The following is a 25,844-nucleotide window of genomic DNA, read 5'->3' on the forward strand; positions in this document are numbered from 1 at the left end:
TGTCGTTGCGGGGAGTTGCGCGATGCGTAGGCCCGATAAGCGTGCGTTATCGGGCTACTGTGCGTGTCGAAAATTAGTTACGGTTGACCGGGGCATCCAATGGATACGGGTTTTTATGGATCCGGTTGTAATTGAGGGCATACATCGCGGTGATGATCATCAGCATCACGAATGACCACATGACCTCTTTGGCGCCAGAACCGACCACTGCCCAGATGCAGTAGACAAAAGCGACGAAGGTCACCATTAAATACAGCGGGCGCGCTTTACCAAAGTGTCCGTGACCCAACAGCAGCAGGGCGGCACAGGTATACAGGTAAGGCACCAGCGTGAAGATGACCGATACTGAAGAGACCAGACCGAACTCTTTTGCCGCGTTTGGCGACATGCTGCTGAACTGGAAGATAGTCATCAGAATACCGACGATTATCAACCCGGCAACCGGGGTACCGGCTTTGTTGACGCGGGCGAAAATCGGCGGGAACAGACCATCATCCGCTGCCGCTTTGGCGGTTTGCCCGGCAAGCAGCGTCCAGCCGCCCAGCGAACCAAGGCAACCTGCAGCCGCGCAGAAGGAGACAATCGCCCCGGCGGTGTTACCCAGCGCCATACGCGCGGCATCGCCGAACGGGGAAGCAGAAACGCGCAGCGCCGCGTTAGGGATCATGCCCATAATCGCCGTTGTGGAGAGCACGTAGCAGACTGCGGCAATCAGTACCCCGCCAATGGTGGCGATAGGCACATTACGTTTAGGGTTTTTCACCACGCCGGCGGCCACGGAGGCACTTTCTACCCCGATGAATGACCAGAGGGTGACATTTAAGGTGCTTTGAATGGCGCCAAAGGTGTTCATACCGCTGACATTCCAGGCCGCCATGTAGGTTTCACCCCGGAACCAGAACCAGCCGAAGACGGCAATCCCGACAATCGGTACCAGCGCCAGTACGGTCGCGACGGCCTGTACGCGGGTGATCATCTTCGGTCCGACGATATTCAGTAACACGAAGATCCACAGTACGACGACGCAGGTAAGGGTTAACACCAGCGGATCTTTTAAGATAGGGAAGAAGTAGCTCAGGTAACCCACGCCAATGACGACCATGGCGATGTTACCGATCCAGCAGGCTAGCCAGTACAGCACGTTAGTTTGGTAGCCTAAAAATGGACCGAAACAGCGGCGGGCATAAGCATAAGAACCACCGGGACTGGAGTCTAAGGACGACATTTTGGCATACACCATCGACAGTGCCAGGGCACCGATAATAGTGACCAACCATCCGTAGATTGCAATCCCGCCAGTTGACGCAAGGTTTGCGGGTAGCAGGAATACACCGGAACCCATAATATTCCCCGACACCATAAGGGTGACGGGGATTAAGCCCACTTTATGAGCATCAGCATCCGTCGACATATTTTTTAACTCCTGATAAGGATAAATGACGTCGTATCATACCTCTTCAGAAAGCTATTTTATGATGGCGGAGTAGGGGTATCGCTAATGCTGATATTATTATGGCTTATCGCTAAATGATGAAAAATCAGGCGGCCGATCGTTCCCGGTACTGACTGACATAATGCAGCGGTGTCATGCCGTAAAACTCTTTGAATACAGAGATAAAGTAGGACGTGCTGTTATATCCACACAGTTGCGATACCTGTGAAATGTTTTTTCCGTCCATCATTAATTGATTTACGGCATAACGCATTCGACAGGTGGTGATTATTTGACTGTAACTGGTATTTTCACTTTTGAGCTTTTTCTTTAACAGACTGGGACTCAGACATAAGCAACTGGCGACCATGCTTAAATTCCAGTCTTTATGAATGTCGCTCTCAATGATGTGGTAAACGCTATCGCTGATACGGTTGCGTAACATATGCATAAGCAGAGAGATGAATTTTTTGCTGCTGAGAAAACGTGATAATACGGTGAACAGCAGTGAACGCATGCGCTCATATTCACTTTCATCCGTTGTTTTCATCACGCTGTGCTGAGCGGCAACCCGAAAGACATCCGGCGTCAAGCAGGCGGCGGTCATCACCGGGCTGGTGCTACGTTGCCAGAGAGGGATCTGTGAAAGATCTTTATTTAAAAATCGTAAATAGTCTTTAATGATGTCGCGACTGATATGTACGACCAGTGCGTTATTAAGTGAAGAGAAGTCGATAATATTATTATCACAGGCCACCAGTGCCATGTGGTTAGCTTTTAAACTGATGGCTTCTTTACCGTTAATCCTTAACCAAACATCTTTCTCCGTTAATACAACAACACAAGCTTCTTTGCTGCAAACCCTCATACCCGAACTCCTGGAATATGAACATAAAATACCGTCGCTCGCCGAAGGGTGAGTAATACCGGTTAATAACAATTGTATGACAAATCAAGACCTGCGATAAAATAGCGTGATTTGAGATAATTACAATATCTGGCGAGATAATTCTCATGTAAATTATTTTTTACACGAGTGGAAACCTGCTTTTTATGTATAAAAAAAGCGCGGGGTGGTCCCGCGCAAAAAGGTATGACAATGTTATTGTTTTGCAGCAATACTCAGGAATTACTCAATCATCACATGCCAACCTTTTAAAAAAATAAAGCAGTCCAGGCCTTATGAATTTCAAATTGTCCAATAAGGGAAATCTGAAAAACGACGGGCTTAACTTATGCTTTCACACACATGACGTGATACACACCGTCAATAATCTCCGTTCCTTCGGTTTCATGTTCAAAGCCAGGGAAATGATGGTCCCAGGATTGCAACGAACGCAGGTAACTAATCTGTGGGCTATTGGCATCGCCAAAGTTTTCCCCGGACAGCAGCATCGGGATTCCTGGTGGGTAAGGAATAACGGAGTTTGCTGCTATACGGCCCGGCAGATTTTCAATGGCCACCATCTCAACGTTATCGCTCACAATCGCGTTATAGGCTTCACGCGGGGTGATTTCAGCGACAGGCAGGCCAGAATAGGCCGCGTTGAGTCGGGCGCCTGGGTTATTTTCTTTCAGCCAGGCGAACATGGTGTCGCCCAGATCGTGAATGCCCATGTTTGAGTAAGTGTCAGGATATTCCTCTACCAGTTCAGGCATGACCTGCGACAGCGGAGTATTGGCATCATAGTGGTGTTTGAAAGAGCACAGTGTATTGATCAGGGTGCCCCATTTACCACGAGTAATCCCCATTGAGAACAGGAACATAATCTGGAAATCGGTGGTGCGGGTCGGCACGATACCGTGACGGCCAAGCCAGGCGGTGACCAGAGCCGCCGGTACACCGGTCTCTTCCAGTTCGCCATCATCACCCATCCCCGGCGCCAGAATACTGACTTTAATCGGGTCCAGCATGCTCCAGTTATCCGGCAGGTCTTTAAAGCCGTGCCAGGATTCTCCCGGACGCATCACCCAGCAGTTCTGGTCGGTGGTCAGGAGTTGGGTTGGCGCATCCGCAAAGTCATAGGTTTTACCGGTCTGCGGATCGGTGACCACGTCTTTGTTCCAGGGTTTAAAGAACCAGTCGCCCTCGGTGGTGAATTCTTTGTACAACCGTGCCATGGCCTGGCGGAAATCGACCGCTTCGTCGATCACTTCCTGGGTGAGCGACAGACCGCTGTTACCGTCCATCATAGAGACCGCCACGTCGTTGGATGCGCAGATGGCATACAGCGGAGAGGTGGTGGCGTGCATCATATATGCCTGGTTAAAGCGGGAGAAATTCACGGCCCCACGCCCTTCACGGACATGAATATACGAGGCCTGCGACAGCGCATTCAGCAGTTTGTGAGTTGAGTGGGTGGCAAAAACGGTAGGACCGTTATGGTCGCCAGGCTCTCCACGCATTGCATAGTGATCGGTATAAATCGGGTTGAAGCGAGCATAACCGTACCAGGCCTCGTCGAAGTGGATGCGGTCGCTGGTTTGCGCTAACAGGTCCTGCGCCTCTTTCGCGTTATAGCAGACCCCATCGTAGGTGCAGTTGGTGACGACGCTGTATGACGGTTTCTGTCCGACTTTGCCTTTCGTCAGCGGGCTTTCGCTGATTTTTTTCTGCAGTGTTTCAGGCTGCATTTCCTGCGGGTAGATAGGCCCGATAATGCCGTAACGGTTACGGCTTGGCACCATATATACCGGTTTTGCCCCGGTGAGGATCAGCCCCTGCTCGATGGATTTATGGCAGTTACGATCCAACACCACGACATCGTTGTCGGTCATACAGGCTTGCATGATGGTGCGGTTGGAACCGGACGTACCGACCACAACCGACCAGGAGCGGTCTGCGCCAAAGACGCGGGCAGCATATTTTTCACTCTCACCAAATGCGCCAGTATGATCCAGCAAAGAGCCGAGGGACGCACGTTCGATCCCCATATCGCTACGGAACAGATTTTCACCGTAGTAGTCATGGTAGAAACGACCGGCGGGGGTTTTGGTGAACCCGACACCGCCCTGGTGGCCTGGTGCGGCCCAGGAATATTCATGAATATCGCCGTACTTCATCAGCGCACTGAATAGCGGTGGCAGGAGTTGCTGGCGATAGCGGGTCATTGCCGCGATGGCGCGCCCGGCGATAAAGTCAGCGGTGTCTTCCAGAATCCAGGCGAATTCATCGACAAGCTCCAACAGATCGCGGTCCAGCGATGCAGTGGCTTTTTCCCGATCGCCGAGCAGGAAAACGGGAACGTTTTGCTGGCGCTCGTGGAGCTTGCCGATCAATTGCCTGACGTTCAGGTGTTCATCCTGCTGCTCCATTTGATAGCTGAACATCAGGCAATCAATGGCTTCATTTGCCGCCAGGATGGCATAACCATCGTCAAATGATGTGGACTTAATGACGGTAACATTTTGCCGACTTAAGGCATCAGCCAGACGTTCGACAGCATTGCCGACCCAGGTGTCCTGATGCAGAAACTCACTTTCAACAATTAATACTTTCATCGTCTTTTACCCGGTAGTGGAATAATTGCAATTGGGTGAATTGCAGACACACCGTATGAATGTGGCACGGGCAAGTATTATCCTGACAAAATGGGCTGTAAAGCGTGCAAAAAACGAACTGTTTTATGTTTTATTCTTTTATAAACAATAAATTAGATTGAATTGGCGGCGGTTTTTCACCGCCGTTTATCGACAGGGGAATTATTTTTTTGGCTGATACTGTTATGGCGGTTCAGGACATGCTCGCTTGTTATCGTTGCTGAGGTGATTAATGTCCTGGTGGATGAGCTGATAAACCCTGTCAGGCCGGATGCGTCAGGGACATCCGGCAGCGGGTTGGATTAATTCGCAGCGATTAACCCATAGCGGCGCAACTGTTTACAGTGGATACCTGCCAGTAATATCACCGTGGTTAATGCGCCGAGCAGGGCACAAAACATATCTGACTGGGTATCCCATGGGTCACCCTGCGTTCCCAGGAAGTCATCTGCTCCCTGACCCATTGCCAGCGCGGCCCACCATTCAATCAGTTCATAGGTGGCACTGATTGCCAGCGCAACGCAGCAGACTAAAAAGGCCAGCATTTTACGCCCACGGACAATATTGCCCCGCACTAAAATCTCTCTTGCCGTCAGGGCAGGAACCAGCCCCTGGAAGAAGTGCCCCAGTTTGTCATAGGGGTTGCGGCTCAGATCCAGCCACGCCTGAACGTCGAAACCGATGGGCACTTTGGCGTAGGTGTACATACCGCCGACCATCAGAATGATGGCATGAAAGAAAATCAGCGTGTAGAGCAGCGGCGTTAGCGGGTAGCGCTTTGCCGTCGCAAGTAACAGCGGGACGACAATAATGACCGGCGTCACTTCCATCAGCCAGGTGATTTTCTCTGTGGCACAGAAGCCGGTGTAGATAAGGATCAGTGTCAGCAGCAGTGCGCCAACGTTACGTTGCGATGTGTTCAGTGTACGAATCATTATGATTTTTCAACGAATGGAAAAGACTACTATTTACCGGGAGCGATAAAAATTCAATGCCAGTCATTGAGGGGATAAAGTTGGCCCGGGGGGATCGCCGGGCTGACTCCCAATAATTTGGTGTCAGTCCGGTGCCGGGCCGAATGGGTTACTTCGCGCAGTTAGCGCACTGCTTGCTGACGATTTGCTGGAAGAAATCGTTGCCTTTGTCATCGACCAGGATGAAGGCCGGGAAATCTTCGACTTCGATTTTCCAGATGGCTTCCATACCCAGCTCCGGGTATTCCACACATTCCAGATGTTTGATGCTCTGTTGCGCCAGTACAGCAGCCGGACCACCGATGCTGCCCAGGTAGAAGCCGCCGTGTTTATGACAGGCCTCGGTCACCTGCTGGCTGCGGTTACCTTTCGCCAGCATGATCATGCTGCCGCCGTGGGACTGCAGCAGGTCAACATAAGAGTCCATACGACCCGCAGTGGTGGGGCCTAAAGAGCCTGATGGATAACCTGCAGGCGTTTTTGCCGGGCCCGCGTAGTAGATCGGGTGATCTTTCACGTACTGCGGCAGGCCTTCGCCGGACTCAATACGCTCTTTCAGCTTCGCGTGGGCAATGTCGCGACCCACAATGATGGTGCCGCTGAGCGACAGGCGGGTTGAAACCGGGTACTGCGAAAGCTGAGCGAGGATCTCTTTCATCGGGCGGTTAAGGTCAACCTTAACGACGTCGCCTTCACCTGCCTGACGCAGGGATTCTGGAATATACTGGCCTGGGTTGTGCTCCAGTTTTTCAATCCAGATGCCTTCGCGGTTAATCTTGGCTTTGATATTACGGTCAGCAGAACAAGAAACGCCCATACCGACCGGGCAGGAGGCACCGTGGCGAGGCAGGCGGATCACGCGAATATCATGCGCGAAATATTTCCCGCCAAACTGCGCGCCGAGGCCAAGTTTCTGGGCTTCTTCCAGCAGTTCTTGTTCCAGCTGAATGTCGCGGAATGCCTGACCATGGGCATTGCCTTCGGTTGGCAGCGCGTCATAGTAGTGCGTGCTGGCCAGTTTCACCGTTTTGAGGGTGCTTTCCGCAGATGTACCGCCAATGACAAAAGCGATGTGGTACGGCGGGCAGGCAGCAGTACCGAGCGTACGCATCTTGTCGACCAGGTAGTTTTTCAGCTTACCGGGAGTCAGCAGCGCTTTGGTTTCCTGATACAGATAGGTTTTGTTGGCAGAACCGCCGCCTTTGGCCACGCACAGGAATTTGTATTCGTCACCGTCCACGCTGTACAGATCAATTTGCGCAGGCAGGTTAGTGCCGGTGTTCACTTCTTTGTACATATCCAGCGCCGCGTTTTGCGAGTAGCGCAGGTTATCTTCAATATAGGTATTAAATACGCCTTTGGAGAGTGCCGCTTCGTCGCCGCCACCGGTCCAGACGCGTTGGCCTTTTTTACCCATGATAATTGCCGTGCCGGTATCCTGGCAGGTTGGCAACACGCCTTTGGCGGCGATTTCAGAGTTTCTCAGGAATTGCAGCGCAACGTACTTATCGTTTTCGCTGGCTTCTGGATCATGGAGAATGGAGGCGACTTGCTGTTGATGTTCTGGGCGGAGCATGAAGGAAGCATCGTGGAAGGCTTGCTGAGCCAGTAGCGTAAGGGCTTCGGGAGCGACTTTCAGGATTGATTCGCCTTCAAACTCGGCAACGCTGACGTGATCGGATGTCAGCAGATAGTACTCTGTTTTGTCTTCCCCCAGCGGGAAAGGCGCCTGGTAAGTGAATTCAACTTTTGACATTTGCTTCCAGCCTTTTCATTTTTATCAGGAATTTAAAAATTCTCTGTCTCTTAACGGTGGCGTGCCGTACAAACTGAACGGCACGCGAAGTGTGATTACAGGAAACCGTACATTGCGGCGAACACCCAGCCAAACACACAAGATACGCTTACGCCGATCAAACCAGGCAGAATGAAGCTGTGGTTAATGACGAAGCGGCCAATGTGAGTGGTGCCTGAGCGGTCAAACTGGATAGCGGCCAGATCGCTCGGGTAGGTCGGCAGAATGTAGTAACCGTAGCAAGCCGGAGCAGAAGCAACGATGTACGCTGGATCGACCCCGATAGCCAGCGCGACCGGAACGATAGCCGCCAGCGCTGCAGCCTGGGAGTTTACAAACTTGGAGACCAGCAGCAGGACGATTGCATAGGCCCACGGATGTTCTTTCACCATTTCGCCCAGTACGCCCTGAATTTCAGACATGTGCGCGCCGAACATGGTTTCCGCCATCCAGGCAATACCGTACACCGCTACAATCGCGATCATACCCGAACGGAAGACTTCATTTTTTGAGATAGATGCGGGATTGGTTTTAGTCAGGATGATAATCAGCGCGCCGGTTAACAGCATGAACATCTGAATAACCAGGACCATTGACAGCGGTTTGCCGCCAAAAGAAGGACGCAGTTCAGATACCGCACCAAGCACAGCAACGACAGCGATAGCGGCCAGGAAGATCCACATTGCCAGCCAGTTACTTTTCGGCAACTTCTTGTCTAACAGGGTCGCGGTGTCGCCATAGACATAGTGGTGGTTTTCCGGTACGGAGATAAACTTCTGGAACTCTTCGTCTTTATCCAGATCTTTACCACGGAACCAGCTGAAGATACCGATCGCCAGGATACCCAGCAGGGTAGACGGGATGGTGATGCCGAGCAGGTCGAGGAACTCGAGGTGTTTGCCTTCAAACGTGACGTTACCCAGCATTGCTACCAGGGATACAACAGCGACGGAAACCGGGCTGGCGATAATCCCCATTTGCGCACCAATGGAACTCGCCGCCATCGGACGTTCCGGGCGAATGTTGTTCTTAATGGCAACGTCATAAATGATAGGCAGAATGGTGTATACCACATGTCCTGTACCACAAAGAATGGTCAGAACACAGGTCACAAACGGTGCCACGATGGAAACGTATTTTGGGTTACGGCGCAGCAGCTTTTCAGCAATTTGCAGCATAACGTCAAGACCACCGGAGGCTTGCAGGGTTGCCGATGCGGCCACCACAGCAATGATGACCAGCATAACGTCTACAGGTGGTTTACCTGGCTGGAGATGGAAAACGAATACCAGAATGACCAGACCGATACCGCCTAACAGACCCAGCGCGATACCGCCCTTTCTGGCACCATAAAACAAACATATTAATATTATAAGAAGTTGTATACTAAATAACATTTTATCTACCCTCGCGAAAAACCCAGTCAATTTTTTGATAAATGGATCTATGCCACATTCTTTTCTGCCGGAATAAGCATCAAAAAATGGTCAATATTCGGTATATCCGTATTTGCGATTAATGTTCAAATGTCTGGCTAGAATGATTATTAAAATTATTAGAAATATTTAGCTTTTTAATGTGGTGTTGTTCAGAGGAATGAATCCTCAGGCGATGGGAAGCAGAGTTTTTCGAGAGGAGCAGTGGCTGACGTTGTAATTTATATTCGTTTCTCCGGTTATCCGGAAACTTATCGTCAGGGTGATGTTTTCTGCTATTACGTGAAGCACTGGCAATTGAGGTGAGTATCTTATTTGTGTGATCGCGGTCACGCCAATTCATGATGCTATGAGGTCGGCGGGCGGATACGTTTATTTGCTCACAAAAATGTTCAGTGTCCATAGTACGTAGCATGGTCTCCATTGCTACCAGTCTAGATTTTTATATCTGGTTAAATTCAGACTAATCCTTTAGGAGTAAAAATACACACTCTGTGAGTTAGATAATACTTAATTAACTTTTGTTAGCGATTTTGAAATTAAAAACAGCGTGATGTTTGTCACTAACAGAATAAAGCATTAACATGTCATATACAAATATATTTGATCTAACGCAAATTCGCTATTTTTGGTGCGGGGGAAATCAGAAAGGGATTTTTCATTATTTTAATAATTGTTACTTTTATATAACGAATAATCCCTTAAAGGCGCTTACTGGCAATATTGTTTAAGCAGTGAGTAATGCTCAGCCTGAACGCGGTAACGATAAACCGGCCGGCCAGTCACGCCATAGTGGATGCTGGTAAATAAGATATGACAATTCACTAACCAGATGAGGTATTTCCGGCAAGAGACGCGGGAGATATTGACCTCATTGGCCAGTTCATCCGTGGAGAACTCTTGATCCTGATGCTCATCAATCCACTGGCACAGCGTCCGTAGCGTCTGTGGTGTTAATCCCTTCGGTAAGCGCCGCGTTTCCTGCTCACTGGACGAGCTGCCGTGAATGAGTTGGTCAAGCTCAGACTGTTCATAGTACTGGTGCTTTTCCATCTCCGTTTTTTTGTGCAGCCAGTTAGTGAGTGCTTCTTCAAAGCGGGAAGCCTGGAAAGGTTTGATCAGGTAATCAACCACACCGTAATGAAGTGAATCTTTGATGGTGGTTGCGTCGGCAGCGGAGGAGATGACAATGACATCACACTTACAGCCTTCGCTATGCAGTACGGGCAGGAGATCCAGACCGTTTTCTTTTTGCATATAAATATCAAGCAAAATCAGATCAATATGATGCTCACCATGAAAGATAATCTCTTTGGCTTTTTCCAGTGTAGAGGCTGTTCCGCAGCAATGAAAACCTGAGAGTTGCGCCACATAACGGCGGTTTAATTCCGCTACCATTGCATCGTCATCGACAATTAAGACATTGATCATCTGCTGGCCCTCTCACCATTCCACGGTAACTGTACAAAAAATTGGGTGAAGATCCCAGGTTCAGACTCGACGGAAATATTGCCGCCAACGTTTTCAACCTGCTGTTTAACAAGCGCTAAACCTACTCCCCGTTCTGTTCCTTTTGACGAAACGCCCTTTTCAAAGATGCGATCAATGTGCTCGGGGGCGATCCCCGGGCCATCATCATTCACTTCGCAATGCAACCAGCCGTGTCGATAATGTAAGGATACGCTGATCTCACCACCCGGTTCTTGACCTAACGCCTCCAGAGCGTTTTCAATTAAATTACCTAAAACGGTAATCAGCACAGTCACTTGATCCTCATTGCTGTTTTCCGGCAATTGGCTTTCATTGCTAATGATCAGGGTATGACCTAAATCTGATGTGCGATTAATCTTACTGAGTAAAAAACCCGCAATCACCGGGGATTTTATTTTGCCTAACAATGAACCAATCTCTTCCTGATAATTGTTCGCTGTCTTAATGATGTAATTTTCCAACTGCTTATAACTTTTCAGATGCAATAATCCCAGAATCACGTGTAACTTATTCATAAATTCGTGGGATCGTTCACGAAGTGCATCGGCATAGTTGACCATACCATCCAGACGTTGCATGAGTTTACGGACTTCAGTTTTATCTCTGAATGTGGAAATGGCGCCGATGATCTTCCCATTGCTGAGTACAGGAACGGTGTTGATTAAGAGTAGCCGATCTTTCACGGTGATCTCTTCATCCCGGCGCGGTGTGCCGTCGCGTAACACATCTGAAAGATCGACCACCTGTGACCAGGCATGGCTGAGCGTGGAAAGCTGCGCATCATCTTGCAATTTATGGTAATCAAGCAGTTCCTGCGCTGCCTGGTTTATCAGTGTGACTTCACCGCACTCGTCAACGGCAATAACACCTTCCTTTATAGAGTGCAGCATCGCCTGGCGCTGTTCAAACAGGTTCGATATTTCATAAGGCTCGAGGCCAAACAAAATGCGCTTGAGAACTTTCACGAACACCCAGGTGCCCAATAGCCCAACCAGAACCCCAAATAAGACGGACCAGATGATGCTACCGCGGCTGTCATTAATCTGCTCAGTGACCCGGCTTAGCTCAAGACCAATCGCCACGACGCCAATCTGCCGGTGATGTTCATCATAAATAGGCGTAAAGACGCGCAGGGCTTTCGCCAGAAAGCCACGATTAATCGCGACATTCTCTTTCCCTTCCAGGGCCAGCAAAATATCGTCGCCTTTAAACGGCTGGCCGATGCGTTTTGCTTCGGGATGCGAATAACGAATGCTTTGCATATTCGTGACAACGATAAACAGAAAATCGTTGCTCTTATTGACTGCCTGGGCGATTGCCTGAATGCCGCTCTCTTCAGGCTTTTTCATCAGACCCTGACGGATCTCCGGAGAGTCTGCCAGCGTACGCGCTACCGCAAGCGCTTTGCCCGCTAACGCATCACGCGTCATATTGCTGATTTGCGAGAAGTAAATCAGATGAACGACAAGCAGTACGGAAAACAGTACGGCACTGACCATGAGTATTACGGTTGTGCCGAGCTTCATCGGACGTTTGCGTATAGCAGTGCGTTGCAGAGAGTGTCTCATCACGGTCCTGGAATCACGATTTGTATGGGCATTATCGCCTGAGGCGATATGTAATTCAAAGGCAGTAGGGGGATTATGGGGATGCAGCGAGCAGTGCTACTTATATATAGCATGCGTAAATCTGCATGTTATGGCATGGCTTTATGGAGTGTTTAGCCTGCCTTTTGCAGGATCCAGCCGGAAACATCAGAACGTTTGTGGATAACTCTGTGTGTAAATGGGTATAAGGCGGGGTTTTGCTGTGGAATGCAGCAGTCAGTCATTTTTCTGTCATTTAAGGGTTGCGGGCGCCGGAGAACTCCCTATAATGCGCCTCCATCGACACGGCGGATGTGAATCACTTCACACAAACAGCCGGTTCGGTTGAAGAGAAAAATCCTGAAATTCAGGGTTGACTCTGAAAGAGGAAAGCGTAATATACGCCACCTCGCGACAGAGCGCCAAAGCGCGTCGCAACTGCTCTTTAACAATTTATCAGACAATCTGTGTGGGCACTCAATGATACGGATTCTTAACGTCGCAAGACGAAAAATGAATACCAAGTCTCTGAGTGAACACGTAATTCATTACGAAGTTTAATTCACGAGCATCAAACTTAAATTGAAGAGTTTGATCATGGCTCAGATTGAACGCTGGCGGCAGGCCTAACACATGCAAGTCGAACGGTAGCACAGAGGAGCTTGCTCCTTGGGTGACGAGTGGCGGACGGGTGAGTAATGTCTGGGAAACTGCCCGATGGAGGGGGATAACTACTGGAAACGGTAGCTAATACCGCATAACGTCGCAAGACCAAAGAGGGGGACCTTCGGGCCTCTTGCCATCGGATGTGCCCAGATGGGATTAGCTAGTAGGTGGGGTAACGGCTCACCTAGGCGACGATCCCTAGCTGGTCTGAGAGGATGACCAGCCACACTGGAACTGAGACACGGTCCAGACTCCTACGGGAGGCAGCAGTGGGGAATATTGCACAATGGGCGCAAGCCTGATGCAGCCATGCCGCGTGTATGAAGAAGGCCTTCGGGTTGTAAAGTACTTTCAGCGAGGAGGAAGGTGTTGTGGTTAATAACCGCAGCAATTGACGTTACTCGCAGAAGAAGCACCGGCTAACTCCGTGCCAGCAGCCGCGGTAATACGGAGGGTGCAAGCGTTAATCGGAATTACTGGGCGTAAAGCGCACGCAGGCGGTCTGTCAAGTCGGATGTGAAATCCCCGGGCTCAACCTGGGAACTGCATTCGAAACTGGCAGGCTAGAGTCTTGTAGAGGGGGGTAGAATTCCAGGTGTAGCGGTGAAATGCGTAGAGATCTGGAGGAATACCGGTGGCGAAGGCGGCCCCCTGGACAGAGACTGACGCTCAGGTGCGAAAGCGTGGGGAGCAAACAGGATTAGATACCCTGGTAGTCCACGCTGTAAACGATGTCTATTTGGAGGTTGTGCCCTTGAGGCGTGGCTTCCGGAGCTAACGCGTTAAATAGACCGCCTGGGGAGTACGGCCGCAAGGTTAAAACTCAAATGAATTGACGGGGGCCCGCACAAGCGGTGGAGCATGTGGTTTAATTCGATGCAACGCGAAGAACCTTACCTACTCTTGACATCCAGAGAACTTAGCAGAGATGCTTTGGTGCCTTCGGGAACTCTGAGACAGGTGCTGCATGGCTGTCGTCAGCTCGTGTTGTGAAATGTTGGGTTAAGTCCCGCAACGAGCGCAACCCTTATCCTTTGTTGCCAGCGATTCGGTCGGGAACTCAAAGGAGACTGCCAGTGATAAACTGGAGGAAGGTGGGGATGACGTCAAGTCATCATGGCCCTTACGAGTAGGGCTACACACGTGCTACAATGGCATATACAAAGAGAAGCGACCTCGCGAGAGCAAGCGGACCTCATAAAGTATGTCGTAGTCCGGATTGGAGTCTGCAACTCGACTCCATGAAGTCGGAATCGCTAGTAATCGTGGATCAGAATGCCACGGTGAATACGTTCCCGGGCCTTGTACACACCGCCCGTCACACCATGGGAGTGGGTTGCAAAAGAAGTAGGTAGCTTAACCTTCGGGAGGGCGCTTACCACTTTGTGATTCATGACTGGGGTGAAGTCGTAACAAGGTAACCGTAGGGGAACCTGCGGTTGGATCACCTCCTTACCTTAAAGAACCGTTCCTTGTAGTGTCCACACAGATTGTCTGATGAAAAGTAAATAGCAAGGCGTCTTGCGATTGAGACTTCAGTGTCCCCTTCGTCTAGAGGCCCAGGACACCGCCCTTTCACGGCGGTAACAGGGGTTCGAATCCCCTAGGGGACGCCACTTGCTGGTTTGTGTGAGTGAAAGTCGCCGGCCGTTATATCTCAAAACAGACTTGCGAGTCTTGTTTGAGATATTTGCTCTTTAAAAATCTGGATCAAGCTGAAAATTGAAACGACACACTGTTTCATTTCTCCGTAAACAAGAAATGAAAAGCGGTGTGTTCGAGTCTCTCAAATTTTCGCAGCACGATGATGAATCGAATGAAACATCTTCGGGTTGTGAGGTTAAGCGACTAAGCGTACACGGTGGATGCCCTGGCAGTCAGAGGCGATGAAGGACGTGCTAATCTGCGATAAGCGTCGGTAAGGTGATATGAACCGTTATAACCGGCGATTTCCGAATGGGGAAACCCAGTGTGATTCGTCACACTATCATTACGTGAATACATAGCGTAATGAAGCGAACCGGGGGAACTGAAACATCTAAGTACCCCGAGGAAAAGAAATCAACCGAGATTCCCCCAGTAGCGGCGAGCGAACGGGGAGCAGCCCAGAGTCTGAATCAGCATGTGTGTTAGTGGAAGCGTCTGGAAAGTCGCACGATACAGGGTGAAAGTCCCGTACACAAAAGTGCATGTGTTGTGAACTCGAAGAGTAGGGCGGGACACGTGGTATCCTGTCTGAATATGGGGGGACCATCCTCCAAGGCTAAATACTCCTGACTGACCGATAGTGAACCAGTACCGTGAGGGAAAGGCGAAAAGAACCCCGGCGAGGGGAGTGAAAAAGAACCTGAAACCGTGTACGTACAAGCAGTGGGAGCCTCTTTATGGGGTGACTGCGTACCTTTTGTATAATGGGTCAGCGACTTATATTCTGTAGCAAGGTTAACCGAATAGGGGAGCCGAAGGGAAACCGAGTCTTAACTGGGCGTTAAGTTGCAGGGTATAGACCCGAAACCCGGTGATCTAGCCATGGGCAGGTTGAAGGTTGGGTAACACTAACTGGAGGACCGAACCGACTAATGTTGAAAAATTAGCGGATGACTTGTGGCTGGGGGTGAAAGGCCAATCAAACCGGGAGATAGCTGGTTCTCCCCGAAAGCTATTTAGGTAGCGCCTCGTGAACTCATCTTCGGGGGTAGAGCACTGTTTCGGCTAGGGGGTCATCCCGACTTACCAACCCGATGCAAACTGCGAATACCGAAGAATGTTATCACGGGAGACACACGGCGGGTGCTAACGTCCGTCGTGAAGAGGGAAACAACCCAGACCGCCAGCTAAGGTCCCAAAGTCATGGTTAAGTGGGAAACGATGTGGGAAGGCACAGACAGCCAGGATGTTGGCTTAGAAGCAGCCATCATTTAAAGAAAGCGTAATAGCTCACTGGTCGAGTCGGCCTGCGCGGAAGATGTAACGGGGCTAAACCATGCACCGAAGCTGCGGCAGCGACACTATGTGTTGTTGGGTAGGGGAGCGTTCTGTAAGCCGTTGAAGGTGGCCTGTGAGGGTTGCTGGAGGTATCAGAAGTGCGAATGCTGACATAAGTAACGATAATGCGGGTGAAAAACCCGCACGCCGGAAGACCAAGGGTTCCTGTCCAACGTTAATCGGGGCAGGGTGAGTCGACCCCTAAGGCGAGGCCGAAAGGCGTAGTCGATGGGAAACAGGTTAATATTCCTGTACTTGGTGTTACTGCGAAGGGGGGACGGAGAAGGCTATGTCGGCCGGGCGACGGTTGTCCCGGTTTAAGCGTGTAGGTGTGTGTTCCAGGTAAATCCGGTTCACTTTAACACTGAGGCGTGATGACGAGGCACTACGGTGCTGAAGTGACAAATGCCCTGCTTCCAGGAAAAGCCTCTAAGCATCAGGTAACACGAAATCGTACCCCAAACCGACACAGGTGGTCAGGTAGAGAATACCAAGGCGCTTGAGAGAACTCGGGTGAAGGAACTAGGCAAAATGGTGCCGTAACTTCGGGAGAAGGCACGCTGATAGGTAGGTGAAGCGACTTGCTCGTGGAGCTGAAATCAGTCGAAGATACCAGCTGGCTGCAACTGTTTATTAAAAACACAGCACTGTGCAAACACGAAAGTGGACGTATACGGTGTGACGCCTGCCCGGTGCCGGAAGGTTAATTGATGGGGTTATCCGTAAGGAGAAGCTCTTGATCGAAGCCCCGGTAAACGGCGGCCGTAACTATAACGGTCCTAAGGTAGCGAAATTCCTTGTCGGGTAAGTTCCGACCTGCACGAATGGCGTAATGATGGCCAGGCTGTCTCCACCCGAGACTCAGTGAAATTGAACTCGCTGTGAAGATGCAGTGTACCCGCGGCAAGACGGAAAGACCCCGTGAACCTTTACTATAGCTTGACACTGAACACTGGTCCTTGATGTGTAGGATAGGTGGGAGGCTTTGAAGTGTGGACGCCAGTCTGCATGGAGCCGACCTTGAAATACCACCCTTTAATGGCTGGTGTTCTAACGTGGACCCGTGATCCGGGTTGCGGACAGTGTCTGGTGGGTAGTTTGACTGGGGCGGTCTCCTCCTAAAGAGTAACGGAGGAGCACGAAGGTTAGCTAATCCTGGTCGGACATCAGGAGGTTAGTGCAAAGGCATAAGCTAGCTTGACTGCGAGAGTGACGGCTCGAGCAGGTGCGAAAGCAGGTCTTAGTGATCCGGTGGTTCTGAATGGAAGGGCCATCGCTCAACGGATAAAAGGTACTCCGGGGATAACAGGCTGATACCGCCCAAGAGTTCATATCGACGGCGGTGTTTGGCACCTCGATGTCGGCTCATCACATCCTGGGGCTGAAGTAGGTCCCAAGGGTATGGCTGTTCGCCATTTAAAGTGGTACGCGAGCTGGGTTTAGAACGTCGTGAGACAGTTCGGTCCCTATCTGCCGTGGGCGCTGGAGAATTGAGGGGGGCTGCTCCTAGTACGAGAGGACCGGAGTGGACGCATCACTGGTGTTCGGGTTGTCATGCCAATGGCACTGCCCGGTAGCTAAATGCGGAAGAGATAAGTGCTGAAAGCATCTAAGCACGAAACTTGCCCCGAGATGAGTTCTCCCTGAGACTTTAAGTCTCCTGAAGGAACGTTGAAGACGACGACGTTGATAGGTCGGGTGTGTAAGTGTAGCGATACATTGAGCTAACCGATACTAATGAACCGTGAGGCTTAACCTTACAACGCCGAAGCTGTTTTGGCGAAAGAGAAGACGATTTTCAGCCTGATACAGATTGAATTAACCGGCGAAAAGCGGGTTAATAAACAGAATTTGCCTGGCGGCTGTAGCGCGGTGGTCCCACCTGACCCCATGCCGAACTCAGAAGTGAAACGCCGTAGCGCCGATGGTAGTGTGGGGTCTCCCCATGCGAGAGTAGGGAACTGCCAGGCATCAAATCAAGCAAGAGGCCATCCGTAAGGATGGCCTTTTTGCGTTTGTGCGCATCTGAAAACCGCCGGAAAACGGCGTAAACACCTTTTACGGGCTGCAATGGCTGAGTCCCTATCTCCCGGACACTCTGAATTTCCAGTTGTACCACGAAAATATCAGAACCTATCGCGACGCTACCGTGTATCTTTATCTCTAAGCGAGGATATATCCGGAGAATAACGTGTTCGGAAAAGTTTTATTAAACTACATGCCAGGGCTAAAAAATTTATTAGCGTACGAAAAAAGCTGGCTAAAACAGGATGTTAAGGCCGGGTTGTCCGTTGCTGCTGTCGCCCTCCCGGTTGCGATTGCTTATGCTGAGTTGGCTGGAGTAGGGGCTATCGTAGGGTTGTATTCCTGCGTGTTACCGATGATCGCTTATGCATTGTTTGGCTCTTCTCGTCAGCTCATTGTTGGTCCTGATGCAACCACCTGCGCGGTTATCGCGGCTGTTGTAGTACCTCTGGCGGCAGGAAATCCCGAACTTCACTGGCAACTGACGATCGTCATGACATTGATGATGGGAGGATGGTGTCTGCTGGCCAGTAAATTTCGCCTGGGAGCACTTGCCGACCTACTATCCCATCCCATTCTCACCGGTTTGCTTAATGGCGTAGCCGTGACAATTATTGTTGGGCAATTAGGCAAGGTTTTGGGGATCCCGCTTAATGAAGCGCAAGTCATAGAGAAAATTATTGCCCTGCCAGGCCGAATTTCAGAGAGCCATTTATTAACCGTAGGGATCTCACTCTTAACGTTAGCTATTTTGATGGTTATCAGAACGTTTCGCAGGCATTGGCCTGCACCGTTGATTGCCATTGTCATCACAACGGCATTGGTATGGGGCACACCTCTGCAACAGTATGGTGTGGCGACTATTGGCGGTGATGGCTTCCAGTCTGGTTTACCGGTTGTACACTGGGGGGCGTTCCAGCCCGCTTTGATGCGTGATTTAGTGATCCCGGCGCTGAACCTTGCGCTGGTCAGTTTCGTTAGCCTGATGCTGACTGCGCGTAGTTTCGCAGCGAAGAATGGGTACGATATTAATGCAGATGCTGAGTTCAGAGCATTGGGTATCGCGAATCTGATGTCGGGTTTATCTCAGGGGTTTGCGATCAGTGGTGCCGATTCCCGAACTGCGGTTAATGATTCCAGTGGAGGAAAAAGCCAACTGGTTTCCATTGTCGCGGCCTTAATCATTGGCATCATCGTGGTGTTTTTCACACAGCCATTACAATATATTCCGGTTTCCGCATTAGGTGTCGTTTTAATGTATGCCTCATGGTCATTGATTGATCTGCGTGGGCTCTGGAGCCTGAGGCGAAGAAATAAACAGGCATTTCGCCTGGCCAGCTTCACTTTTGTTTGTATTTTAATTATCGGCGTTATTCAAGGAATCGGTCTTGCGGTATTGCTGGGACTGTTGCAGTTCCTGCGTACTGTTTTTCGTCCTTCTGAGCATTTGCTAGGGACGGATGAACATGGAATGATCCACTCATTAGGCAATTCGACGGATGTAAAAATGATCCCCGGCGTGCTGATGTATCGGTTTAACTCACCGCTGACCTATTTTAATGTGGCTTATTTTAAACGCCGTGTTCTGAATTTAGTCGATGGCGCAGCGCTTGAACCGAAATGGGTGGTTATTGATGCCGTTGCGTGCTTTACCTATTCAGATATCAGTGTGTTAGCCACAATTAATGAGCTAAAGCGAGATCTCAGAGGTCGGCAGATTAAGTTAATCCTTGCGGGCAGGAAAACGGAATTAACACGCTGGTTCAAGGAAAGTCGGCCAACGATGAAAGATGATGACATTATTCTGGTGCCGGACCTTTATCTGGCGCTTCGGTTCATTCAAAGCAAAGAAAGTATGAGCGAGGATGAATAAGAGCGGGGTAGTCTGATGTGGATTAGGGTGGGGTATGGCTACGGTTGGAACCTCCCGTTCAGGAGGTTCCATTTCTGGGAGGTATCTTCATAACGGTACCCAGGCACCCTCTGCATGGTGGCTGTCTAACACCGCATCAATAAAACGCATGCCGTTCACCCCCTCTTCTACAGTGGGAAGATCATCTGTCTCAGGTGGGGGCGAAACGCCAGCCTGCATGGCATGAATGCGCAGTGCCGCATCGGTATACAGTTGAGCAAAGGCTTCCAGATACCCTTCAGGATGACCCGCTGGCACACGGGTAGCATGTGTTGCCGCCGGGCTTGCGGTGCGTCCCCGGGTCAGCCGCTGCGCCTGACCCGCAAGAGGGGTAAACCAAAGCTGGTTCGGTTCCTCCTGACTAAAGACCAGGCTGGCGCGGGAGCCATAGAGGCGCAGTACCAGTCTGTTTTCCTCGCCACTGGCGACCTGACTTGCGATCAATGAACCACGGGCGCTATTGGCGTAACGCATCCAGACCTGAACATGATCATCCACCCGCCTGCCTGGTACAAAAGTGTGAAGCTCGGCGCTGATCGTCTCTGGTAATTGACCACTGATAAAGGCGGCGAGTTGCCAGGCATGGGTGCCGATGTCACCCAGACAACCTGCACGGCCAGTCCGCTCGGGATCGGTGCGCCAGGCCGCCTGCCGATTACCGCTGGCTTCCAGAGGTTCAGACAGCCAGTCCTGAAGATATTCCACCTGCACATAACGCAGTTCGCCAAGCTCACCCGCAGCCACCAGGGCGCGGGCATGGCGCACCATCGGATATCCGCTGTAGGTGTGCGTTACCGCAAACAACCGCTGCCGTTGTGTTGCCAGTGCGGCCAGTGTCTGACCTTCCTCGAGCGTCATCGCCAGCGGTTTATCGCAGATCACATGGATACCGGCCTCAAGAAAAGCAGTGGCTACTGGGGCATGCAGATGATTAGGGGTCACGATAGCGACGACTTCTATGCCGTCCGGGCGAGCAGACTCCTGCTGCGCCATCTCACGATAATCGCTGTAACTGCGTGGTAGCCTCAATTCAGTCGCACTTGCCGCAGCCCGCTCGGGATCGCTGGAGAGGGCCGCTGCGACCAGTTCATAGTGATCATCCATACGGGCAGCCAGTCGGTGTACGGCGCCGATAAAGGCCCCTTGTCCTCCCCCCACCATTCCAAGACGCAGACGACGAGTCATATTTTCGCTCCCAGCCCCAGCAAGGTGGCTATCTGAGCCTGATCGAGATGGCTATCGGCAAAGTCATCGAAGGCATGCTCTGCCACCCGAATGATGTGCTGGCGAATAAACTGCGCCCCTTCAGCAGCGCCGCTCTCCGGGTGCTTCAGAGCACATTCCCACTCCATGACGGCCCAGCCTGAATAATCATATTGGGTCAACTTCGAGAAAATAGCCGTAAAGTCTACCTGCCCGTCACCGAGAGAGCGGAAACGCCCTGCACGTTCAGGCCACGCCTGATATCCCCCATATACCCCCTGACGTCCGGTGGGGCGAAACTCGGCATCCTTTACATGAAAAGCTTTGATACGCTGATGGTATATGTCGATAAATTCCAGATAATCAAGTTGTTGTAGTAAGAAATGGCTGGGGTCATAGAGAATATTAGCTCGTGGATGCGCATCCAGTGCCGCCAGAAAACGTTCGAATGTCACTCCATCATGCAGATCTTCACCGGGGTGCAGCTCGTAACACACATCAACCCCTTGCTCATCAAACACATCCAGGACCGGCCGCCAACGGCGCGCCAGTTCGGCAAAAGCTTCGTCGATAAGCCCTACTGGTCGCTGGGGCCAGGGATAAAGATAAGGCCAGGCGAAGGCGCCGCTAAAAGTAGCATGCGCCGTTAATCCCAGCCGCTGAGAAGCCTTCGCCGCCGCTTTCAGTTGATTGACCGCCCACTCAGTACGTGCGGCCGGCTTCCCTCGCACTTCGGGGGCAGCGAAGGAATCAAACAGAGAATCGTAGGCCGGATGTACCGCCACCAGTTGCCCCTGCAGGTGAGTCGAAAGTTCGGTGATGACGAGCCCGTGTTCTGCCAGCTGTCCGGTAACCTCGTCACAATAGGTTTGACTGTCTGCTGCCTGGCTCAAATCGAACAGATGGGGATGATTCGTGGGGAGTTGCACACCGCTGAACCCCAGACCCGCAGCCCAGCCAGCCAGCCCCTGTAATGTATCGAAGGGAGGGTGGTCGCCGATAAATTGTGCAAGAAAGATCGCCGGTCCTTTGATGGTTTTCATGCGTCGCTCCTTCATCTTGCGGTGAGAGTGGGTGTAGCGGGGCGTTCAATACACCCCGCCTGGACACAAACTTAGAACGGTGATTCAGGGAAGTAGAAATCTTTGGCATTCTCTTTGGTGATCAACACCGACGGAATAATGGTTTTGGCAGGCAGTTCTTTGCCCTGCAGCCGTGCTTCTGCGGTCAGTTTGATCGCATCGTAGATAAACTTGGGTGAATAGGAGACATTGGCCTGGATGCGCGGATCGCTTCCATCCATTAACGTTTTGATTGCCCCTTTGGCGCCTGCGCCACCAAAGACAATTTTGATGTCATCACGTTTGGCTTGATTAATGGCCTTGAGCACGCCTACTGCCATATCATCATCGGCAGCCCAGACGGCATCAATATGCTTATAGCGAGTGAGGTAATCCTGCATCACTCTGAAGGCGTCATCCCGGTTCCAGTTGCCGTATTTGGCATCGAGAATTTTCATGTCAGGGTGTTGCTTGATCACGCCAGAGAAAGCGTCAAAACGCTCGTTATCCAGCGTGGTGGGAATGCCGCGCAGGACGACCAGATCGCCTTTTCCGCCCAGGGTCTTCGCCAGATATTCGGCCGGCAGTTTACCAAAAGCAGTGTTGTCGCCGGCGACGTAAGCATCCTGCGCCTTGGTGTCGGTTAGCCCTCTGTCAACGACCGTGACATACACGTCTTTATCTTTAACCTGCGCGACCGGCTTGGTCAGTGTTGCGGACTCAAACGGGAAAATCACCAGGGTATTCATTTTGTTAACCGTTAACAGATCCTGCAGTTGGTTCGCCTGTTCGGGGGCGTTAGCGGCTGTTTTGACGATGATCTTGAGGTCGGGATGCTCCTTCTCCAAATCCTTTTTGGCTTTGTTCGCCCACCAGACGATACCGGAGGTGAAGCTATGGGTTGCCGTGGGAATAGAGACGCCCATTGTGACATTCTCTGCTGCCCAGCTGGTGTTGAGCGAACAGGCAAGGATACTGGCACCAATAATGCGAAGCACGTTATTCATCGAGTAATCTCCAGTTGATCGAACGGTTTGCCCGCGTGCCCGCGGATTTCCTCTGTTTCCATTACCTCAGCGCCCGCGTTGCAGGAAAGCGACGATGATAATCACTACCCCCTGAACGGCGGCGTTAAGATAAACACTGATGATGCTGGTGAGATTAAGAATGTTACTGATCACGGAAAGCAGGATGGCGCCGATCACCGTACCGACGATGCGGCCTTCCCCACCCTTGAGAGTCGTACCGCCGACCACGACAGCAGCGATCGCTTCCAGTTCCCACAACAATCCCGTGCTCGGTGTGGCAGAACCCAGCCGTGGAACATACAGCAAGGTCGCGATACCCACACAGAAACCGAGCAGCGCATAGGTCAGAATCTTGATGCGATCGACGCGGATCGCGGCATAACGTGCAACCTGCTCGTTCGATCCAATGGCCTGCGCATAGCGACCGAAAGCCGTACGGTTGAGTAGCAGCCCACCCGCCAGCGCCACGATGGCAAACACCCAAACTGGAATAGGCACGCCGAGCAAACTGCCATAATAGACGGGGCTGTAGATGTCCGCCTGCGTGTCCGCGAGCGTGAGTGCGCCCCCGTCAGCCAGCCAGGTGAGACAGGCCCGAAAGATACCCAGGGTACCCAGGGTGACGACAAAGGCTTCAATCTGTCCTTTGGTAATCAACAAACCATGTAAAGTACCAAACAGTGCGCCCAGCAGCAGAGCAAATAGTGCACCCACTACCACGCCGGCCAGGGGATAATCGGAAAAGTGATTCATAAACAGGATCACACAGCCTGCGATCAACGCGGCCATGGAACCCACCGAAAGATCGATACCGCCGGACATAATGACAAAGGTCATACCCACCGCGATGATGCCGATAAAAGCAGTGCGGGTTAGCACGTTCATCAGGTTGTCGAGGGTGGCAAAATCCGGGTTAAGCAGGGTGCCGGTGACGCACAAAAGAATCAATCCTATCAGTGGACCAATCCCGGAAAGGTGTGACCAGGTGCGACGGAAGGCAACGAAAAGATTAGCGGGTGCCGGTTGCATAGGTGATCAACTCCTCTTCGTTCAGATTCTCAGCGCTAAGCTCCGCCTGCAACCGTCCCGCACGTAACACCAGTACGCGATGGCACAAGCCGATCAGTTCGATCAACTCGCTGGAGATGACGATCACTGCACGGCCTTCTGCGGCAAGTCGTTGGATTAAAAAATAGATGTCTCTTTTCGCCCCGACATCAACGCCACGGGTGGGTTCATCAAGCACGATGACGCGAGGATCGGGGTGCAGGTATTTGGCTAGCACCAGCTTTTGCTGATTTCCCCCGGAAAGCATGCGTGCCCTGGCGCTAAGATCGCCCGCTTTGAGCCCAAAGAGCGTGACCGTCTGCTCCAGCGCTTCCCGTTCAGCACGAGGATTAAGTAAAGGTGTGGTATAGCGCTCCAGAGCCATCAATGTCAGGTTTTCGCTCAGCCCCAGATTGATGTGCAGGCCTTTGCCTTTGCGATCTTCCGGTAAATAGGTGAGGCCATGATGCATGACATCGCGCGGGGTGTCGGAGCGAACGGTTTTCCCTCCCAGTGTCAGCGTACCGGCACTGCGCGGTCGCAGCCCGATGATGGCTTCAAATGCCTCCGTACGTCCGGCGCCCACCAGACCCGCAAAACCGAGGATCTCACCAGCGTGCACGTTAAAACTGAGTTCGTCGATCCAGTCGGGTACAGACAACCCCTCGACGGCCATGGCAATGGGAGCCTCTTTGGCAGGTATCAGTTTTGGGGGAAACATGTCGGACATATCACGTCCCACCATCAGATTCGCCATCTGCTGGCGTGAGAGATCGGCGGTGGCGGCACGGGTAACGAAGCGGCCATCGCGCATCACGATAACCTCATCGGTGATGCGTTTGACCTCATCAAGTTTATGGGAGATATAGATGATGGTGACCCCATCGTCCTTAAGTTTGCCTATCAGCGCGAATAATCGCTCTGTTTCCGCGGGGGTCAGCGTGGCGGTAGGCTCATCCATAATTAACAATCGTGCCTGGCGAGATAAGGCTTTGGCAATCTCGACCAACTGCTTTTCAGCGACGATCAACCGCCGTACCAGCGTATTCGGTGAAATCCTGAGACCGACTTCGCTAAGACAGTGCGCGCTTGCCTTTTCCATCGCGCGCTCATCCAACAACCAGCCCCGTTTGTATTCATGGCCGAGGAAAATATTCTGGGCAATCGTGAGATGTTCGGCGAGATTGAATTCTTGATGGATTAAGACCACACCGGCTTGCTCTGCCTCACGAGAAGAGCGGAAGTGATGGGGAGCGCCGTTAATACGGACTTCCCCTTCGCTGGCCTGTTCGTAACCGGCGAGAATTTTCATCAGGGTCGATTTACCGGCACCGTTTTCCCCCAACAGGCCGTAGATCTTTCCCGGAGCCAGAGTAAAACTCACCCCATGCAATACGCGCACGGGGCCAAATGCTTTGCAGATACCGACAAACTCGATGGCGAGGCTCACAAGGATGTTCCTTGTGTATTCAGGTGCATGCCATGATAACGGGTACCGTCTATGGTACCTGGCGCCAGGTATGCCCCTTCCCACGCTGCGTCGCTTATCCCCATCAACCTCACCCGGTTTTATTGATTCTTTCCTGAATTTGAGTGCAGTGCACAAGATATAAAAATGCAAGTCAGGACAATGATTTCTGCTGAGCGACGCAAGGTTTGGATT

14 protein-coding genes, 1 tRNA gene and 3 rRNA genes are annotated in these 25,844 nt (G+C 51.5%); 5 read left to right on the forward strand and 13 right to left on the reverse strand.

Translation table 11 applies throughout. The features are described from left to right. Positions 1–73 precede the first annotated feature (73 nt). From adiC to N7268_RS07250, 8 genes are all read right to left on the reverse strand, one after another. Entirely contained in the window at positions 74–1,411 is a 1,338-nt protein-coding gene (gene adiC, locus N7268_RS07215) for an arginine/agmatine antiporter (RefSeq protein ID WP_198907247.1), read from the reverse strand. Between the two features lie 127 nt (positions 1,412–1,538). Next, a complete protein-coding gene (locus N7268_RS07220) occupies positions 1,539–2,300 on the reverse strand; it encodes an AraC family transcriptional regulator (RefSeq protein ID WP_260862289.1) in 762 nt (253 codons plus the stop codon). A 365-nt stretch (positions 2,301–2,665) separates the two neighbouring features. Then, on the reverse strand, positions 2,666–4,933 hold the full coding sequence (adiA, locus tag N7268_RS07225) for an arginine decarboxylase (protein WP_260862290.1): 2,268 nt from the start codon (positions 4,931–4,933) through the stop codon (positions 2,666–2,668). Between the two features lie 341 nt (positions 4,934–5,274). Then, positions 5,275–5,907, reverse strand: coding sequence for a DUF2238 domain-containing protein (locus tag N7268_RS07230; protein WP_260862291.1), 633 nt, complete (start codon positions 5,905–5,907; stop codon positions 5,275–5,277). Between the two features lie 148 nt (positions 5,908–6,055). Next, positions 6,056–7,702: a class I fumarate hydratase FumA gene (gene fumA / locus N7268_RS07235; protein WP_260862292.1), complete on the reverse strand. Its 1,647-nt coding sequence runs from the start codon at positions 7,700–7,702 to the stop codon at positions 6,056–6,058. Positions 7,703–7,797: 95 nt separating this feature from the next. After that, entirely contained in the window at positions 7,798–9,138 is a 1,341-nt protein-coding gene (gene dcuB / locus N7268_RS07240) for an anaerobic C4-dicarboxylate transporter (RefSeq protein ID WP_198907252.1), read from the reverse strand. 750 nt (positions 9,139–9,888) lie between these two features. After that, the gene (dcuR, locus tag N7268_RS07245; RefSeq protein WP_260862293.1) at positions 9,889–10,608 is read right to left on the reverse strand and encodes a two-component system response regulator DcuR; all 720 of its coding nucleotides are present in this window, start codon (positions 10,606–10,608) and stop codon (positions 9,889–9,891) included. Next, entirely contained in the window at positions 10,605–12,236 is a 1,632-nt protein-coding gene (locus tag N7268_RS07250) for a sensor histidine kinase (RefSeq protein ID WP_260862294.1), read from the reverse strand. Before N7268_RS07250 ends, dcuR begins: the two co-directional genes overlap by 4 nt. Before the next feature lie 597 nt (positions 12,237–12,833). On the opposite strand from N7268_RS07250, the gene N7268_RS07255 reads away from it, so the two are divergent. From N7268_RS07255 to N7268_RS07275, 5 genes are all read left to right on the forward strand, one after another. Next, a 16S ribosomal RNA gene (locus N7268_RS07255) occupies positions 12,834–14,375 on the forward strand. Positions 14,376–14,460: 85 nt separating this feature from the next. After that, a tRNA-Glu gene (locus N7268_RS07260) sits at positions 14,461–14,536 on the forward strand. Positions 14,537–14,758: 222 nt separating this feature from the next. Next, positions 14,759–17,664, forward strand: a 23S ribosomal RNA gene (locus tag N7268_RS07265). Between the two features lie 95 nt (positions 17,665–17,759). Continuing rightward, positions 17,760–17,875, forward strand: a 5S ribosomal RNA gene (gene rrf / locus N7268_RS07270). The 16S, 23S and 5S rRNA genes sit together here with 1 tRNA gene alongside, the layout of an rRNA operon. 221 nt (positions 17,876–18,096) lie before the next feature. Further along, positions 18,097–19,803: a SulP family inorganic anion transporter gene (locus N7268_RS07275; protein WP_260862296.1), complete on the forward strand. Its 1,707-nt coding sequence runs from the start codon at positions 18,097–18,099 to the stop codon at positions 19,801–19,803. Between the two features lie 87 nt (positions 19,804–19,890). Here N7268_RS07275 and N7268_RS07280 read toward each other — a convergent pair whose 3' ends face one another. The 5 genes from N7268_RS07280 to N7268_RS07300 form a co-directional block, all read right to left on the reverse strand. Next, on the reverse strand, positions 19,891–21,027 hold the full coding sequence (locus tag N7268_RS07280; protein WP_260862297.1) for a Gfo/Idh/MocA family protein: 1,137 nt from the start codon (positions 21,025–21,027) through the stop codon (positions 19,891–19,893). Then, complete coding sequence (locus N7268_RS07285) at positions 21,024–22,088, reverse strand: sugar phosphate isomerase/epimerase family protein (protein WP_260862298.1); 1,065 nt, start codon at positions 22,086–22,088, stop codon at positions 21,024–21,026. The genes N7268_RS07280 and N7268_RS07285 overlap by 4 nt, the downstream gene beginning before the upstream one ends. A 71-nt stretch (positions 22,089–22,159) precedes the next feature. Continuing rightward, complete coding sequence (locus tag N7268_RS07290) at positions 22,160–23,113, reverse strand: substrate-binding domain-containing protein (RefSeq protein WP_260862299.1); 954 nt, start codon at positions 23,111–23,113, stop codon at positions 22,160–22,162. Between the two features lie 66 nt (positions 23,114–23,179). Further along, positions 23,180–24,163, reverse strand: a complete 984-nt coding sequence (locus tag N7268_RS07295; protein ID WP_260862300.1) for an ABC transporter permease — start codon at positions 24,161–24,163, stop codon at positions 23,180–23,182. Then, positions 24,144–25,631: a sugar ABC transporter ATP-binding protein gene (locus N7268_RS07300; protein ID WP_260862303.1), complete on the reverse strand. Its 1,488-nt coding sequence runs from the start codon at positions 25,629–25,631 to the stop codon at positions 24,144–24,146. The genes N7268_RS07295 and N7268_RS07300 overlap by 20 nt, the downstream gene beginning before the upstream one ends. Between the last annotated feature and the right edge of the window lie 213 nt (positions 25,632–25,844).

The sequence above is a fragment of the Citrobacter sp. Marseille-Q6884 genome (assembly GCF_945906775.1).
Lineage (GTDB): Bacteria > Pseudomonadota > Gammaproteobacteria > Enterobacterales > Enterobacteriaceae > Citrobacter.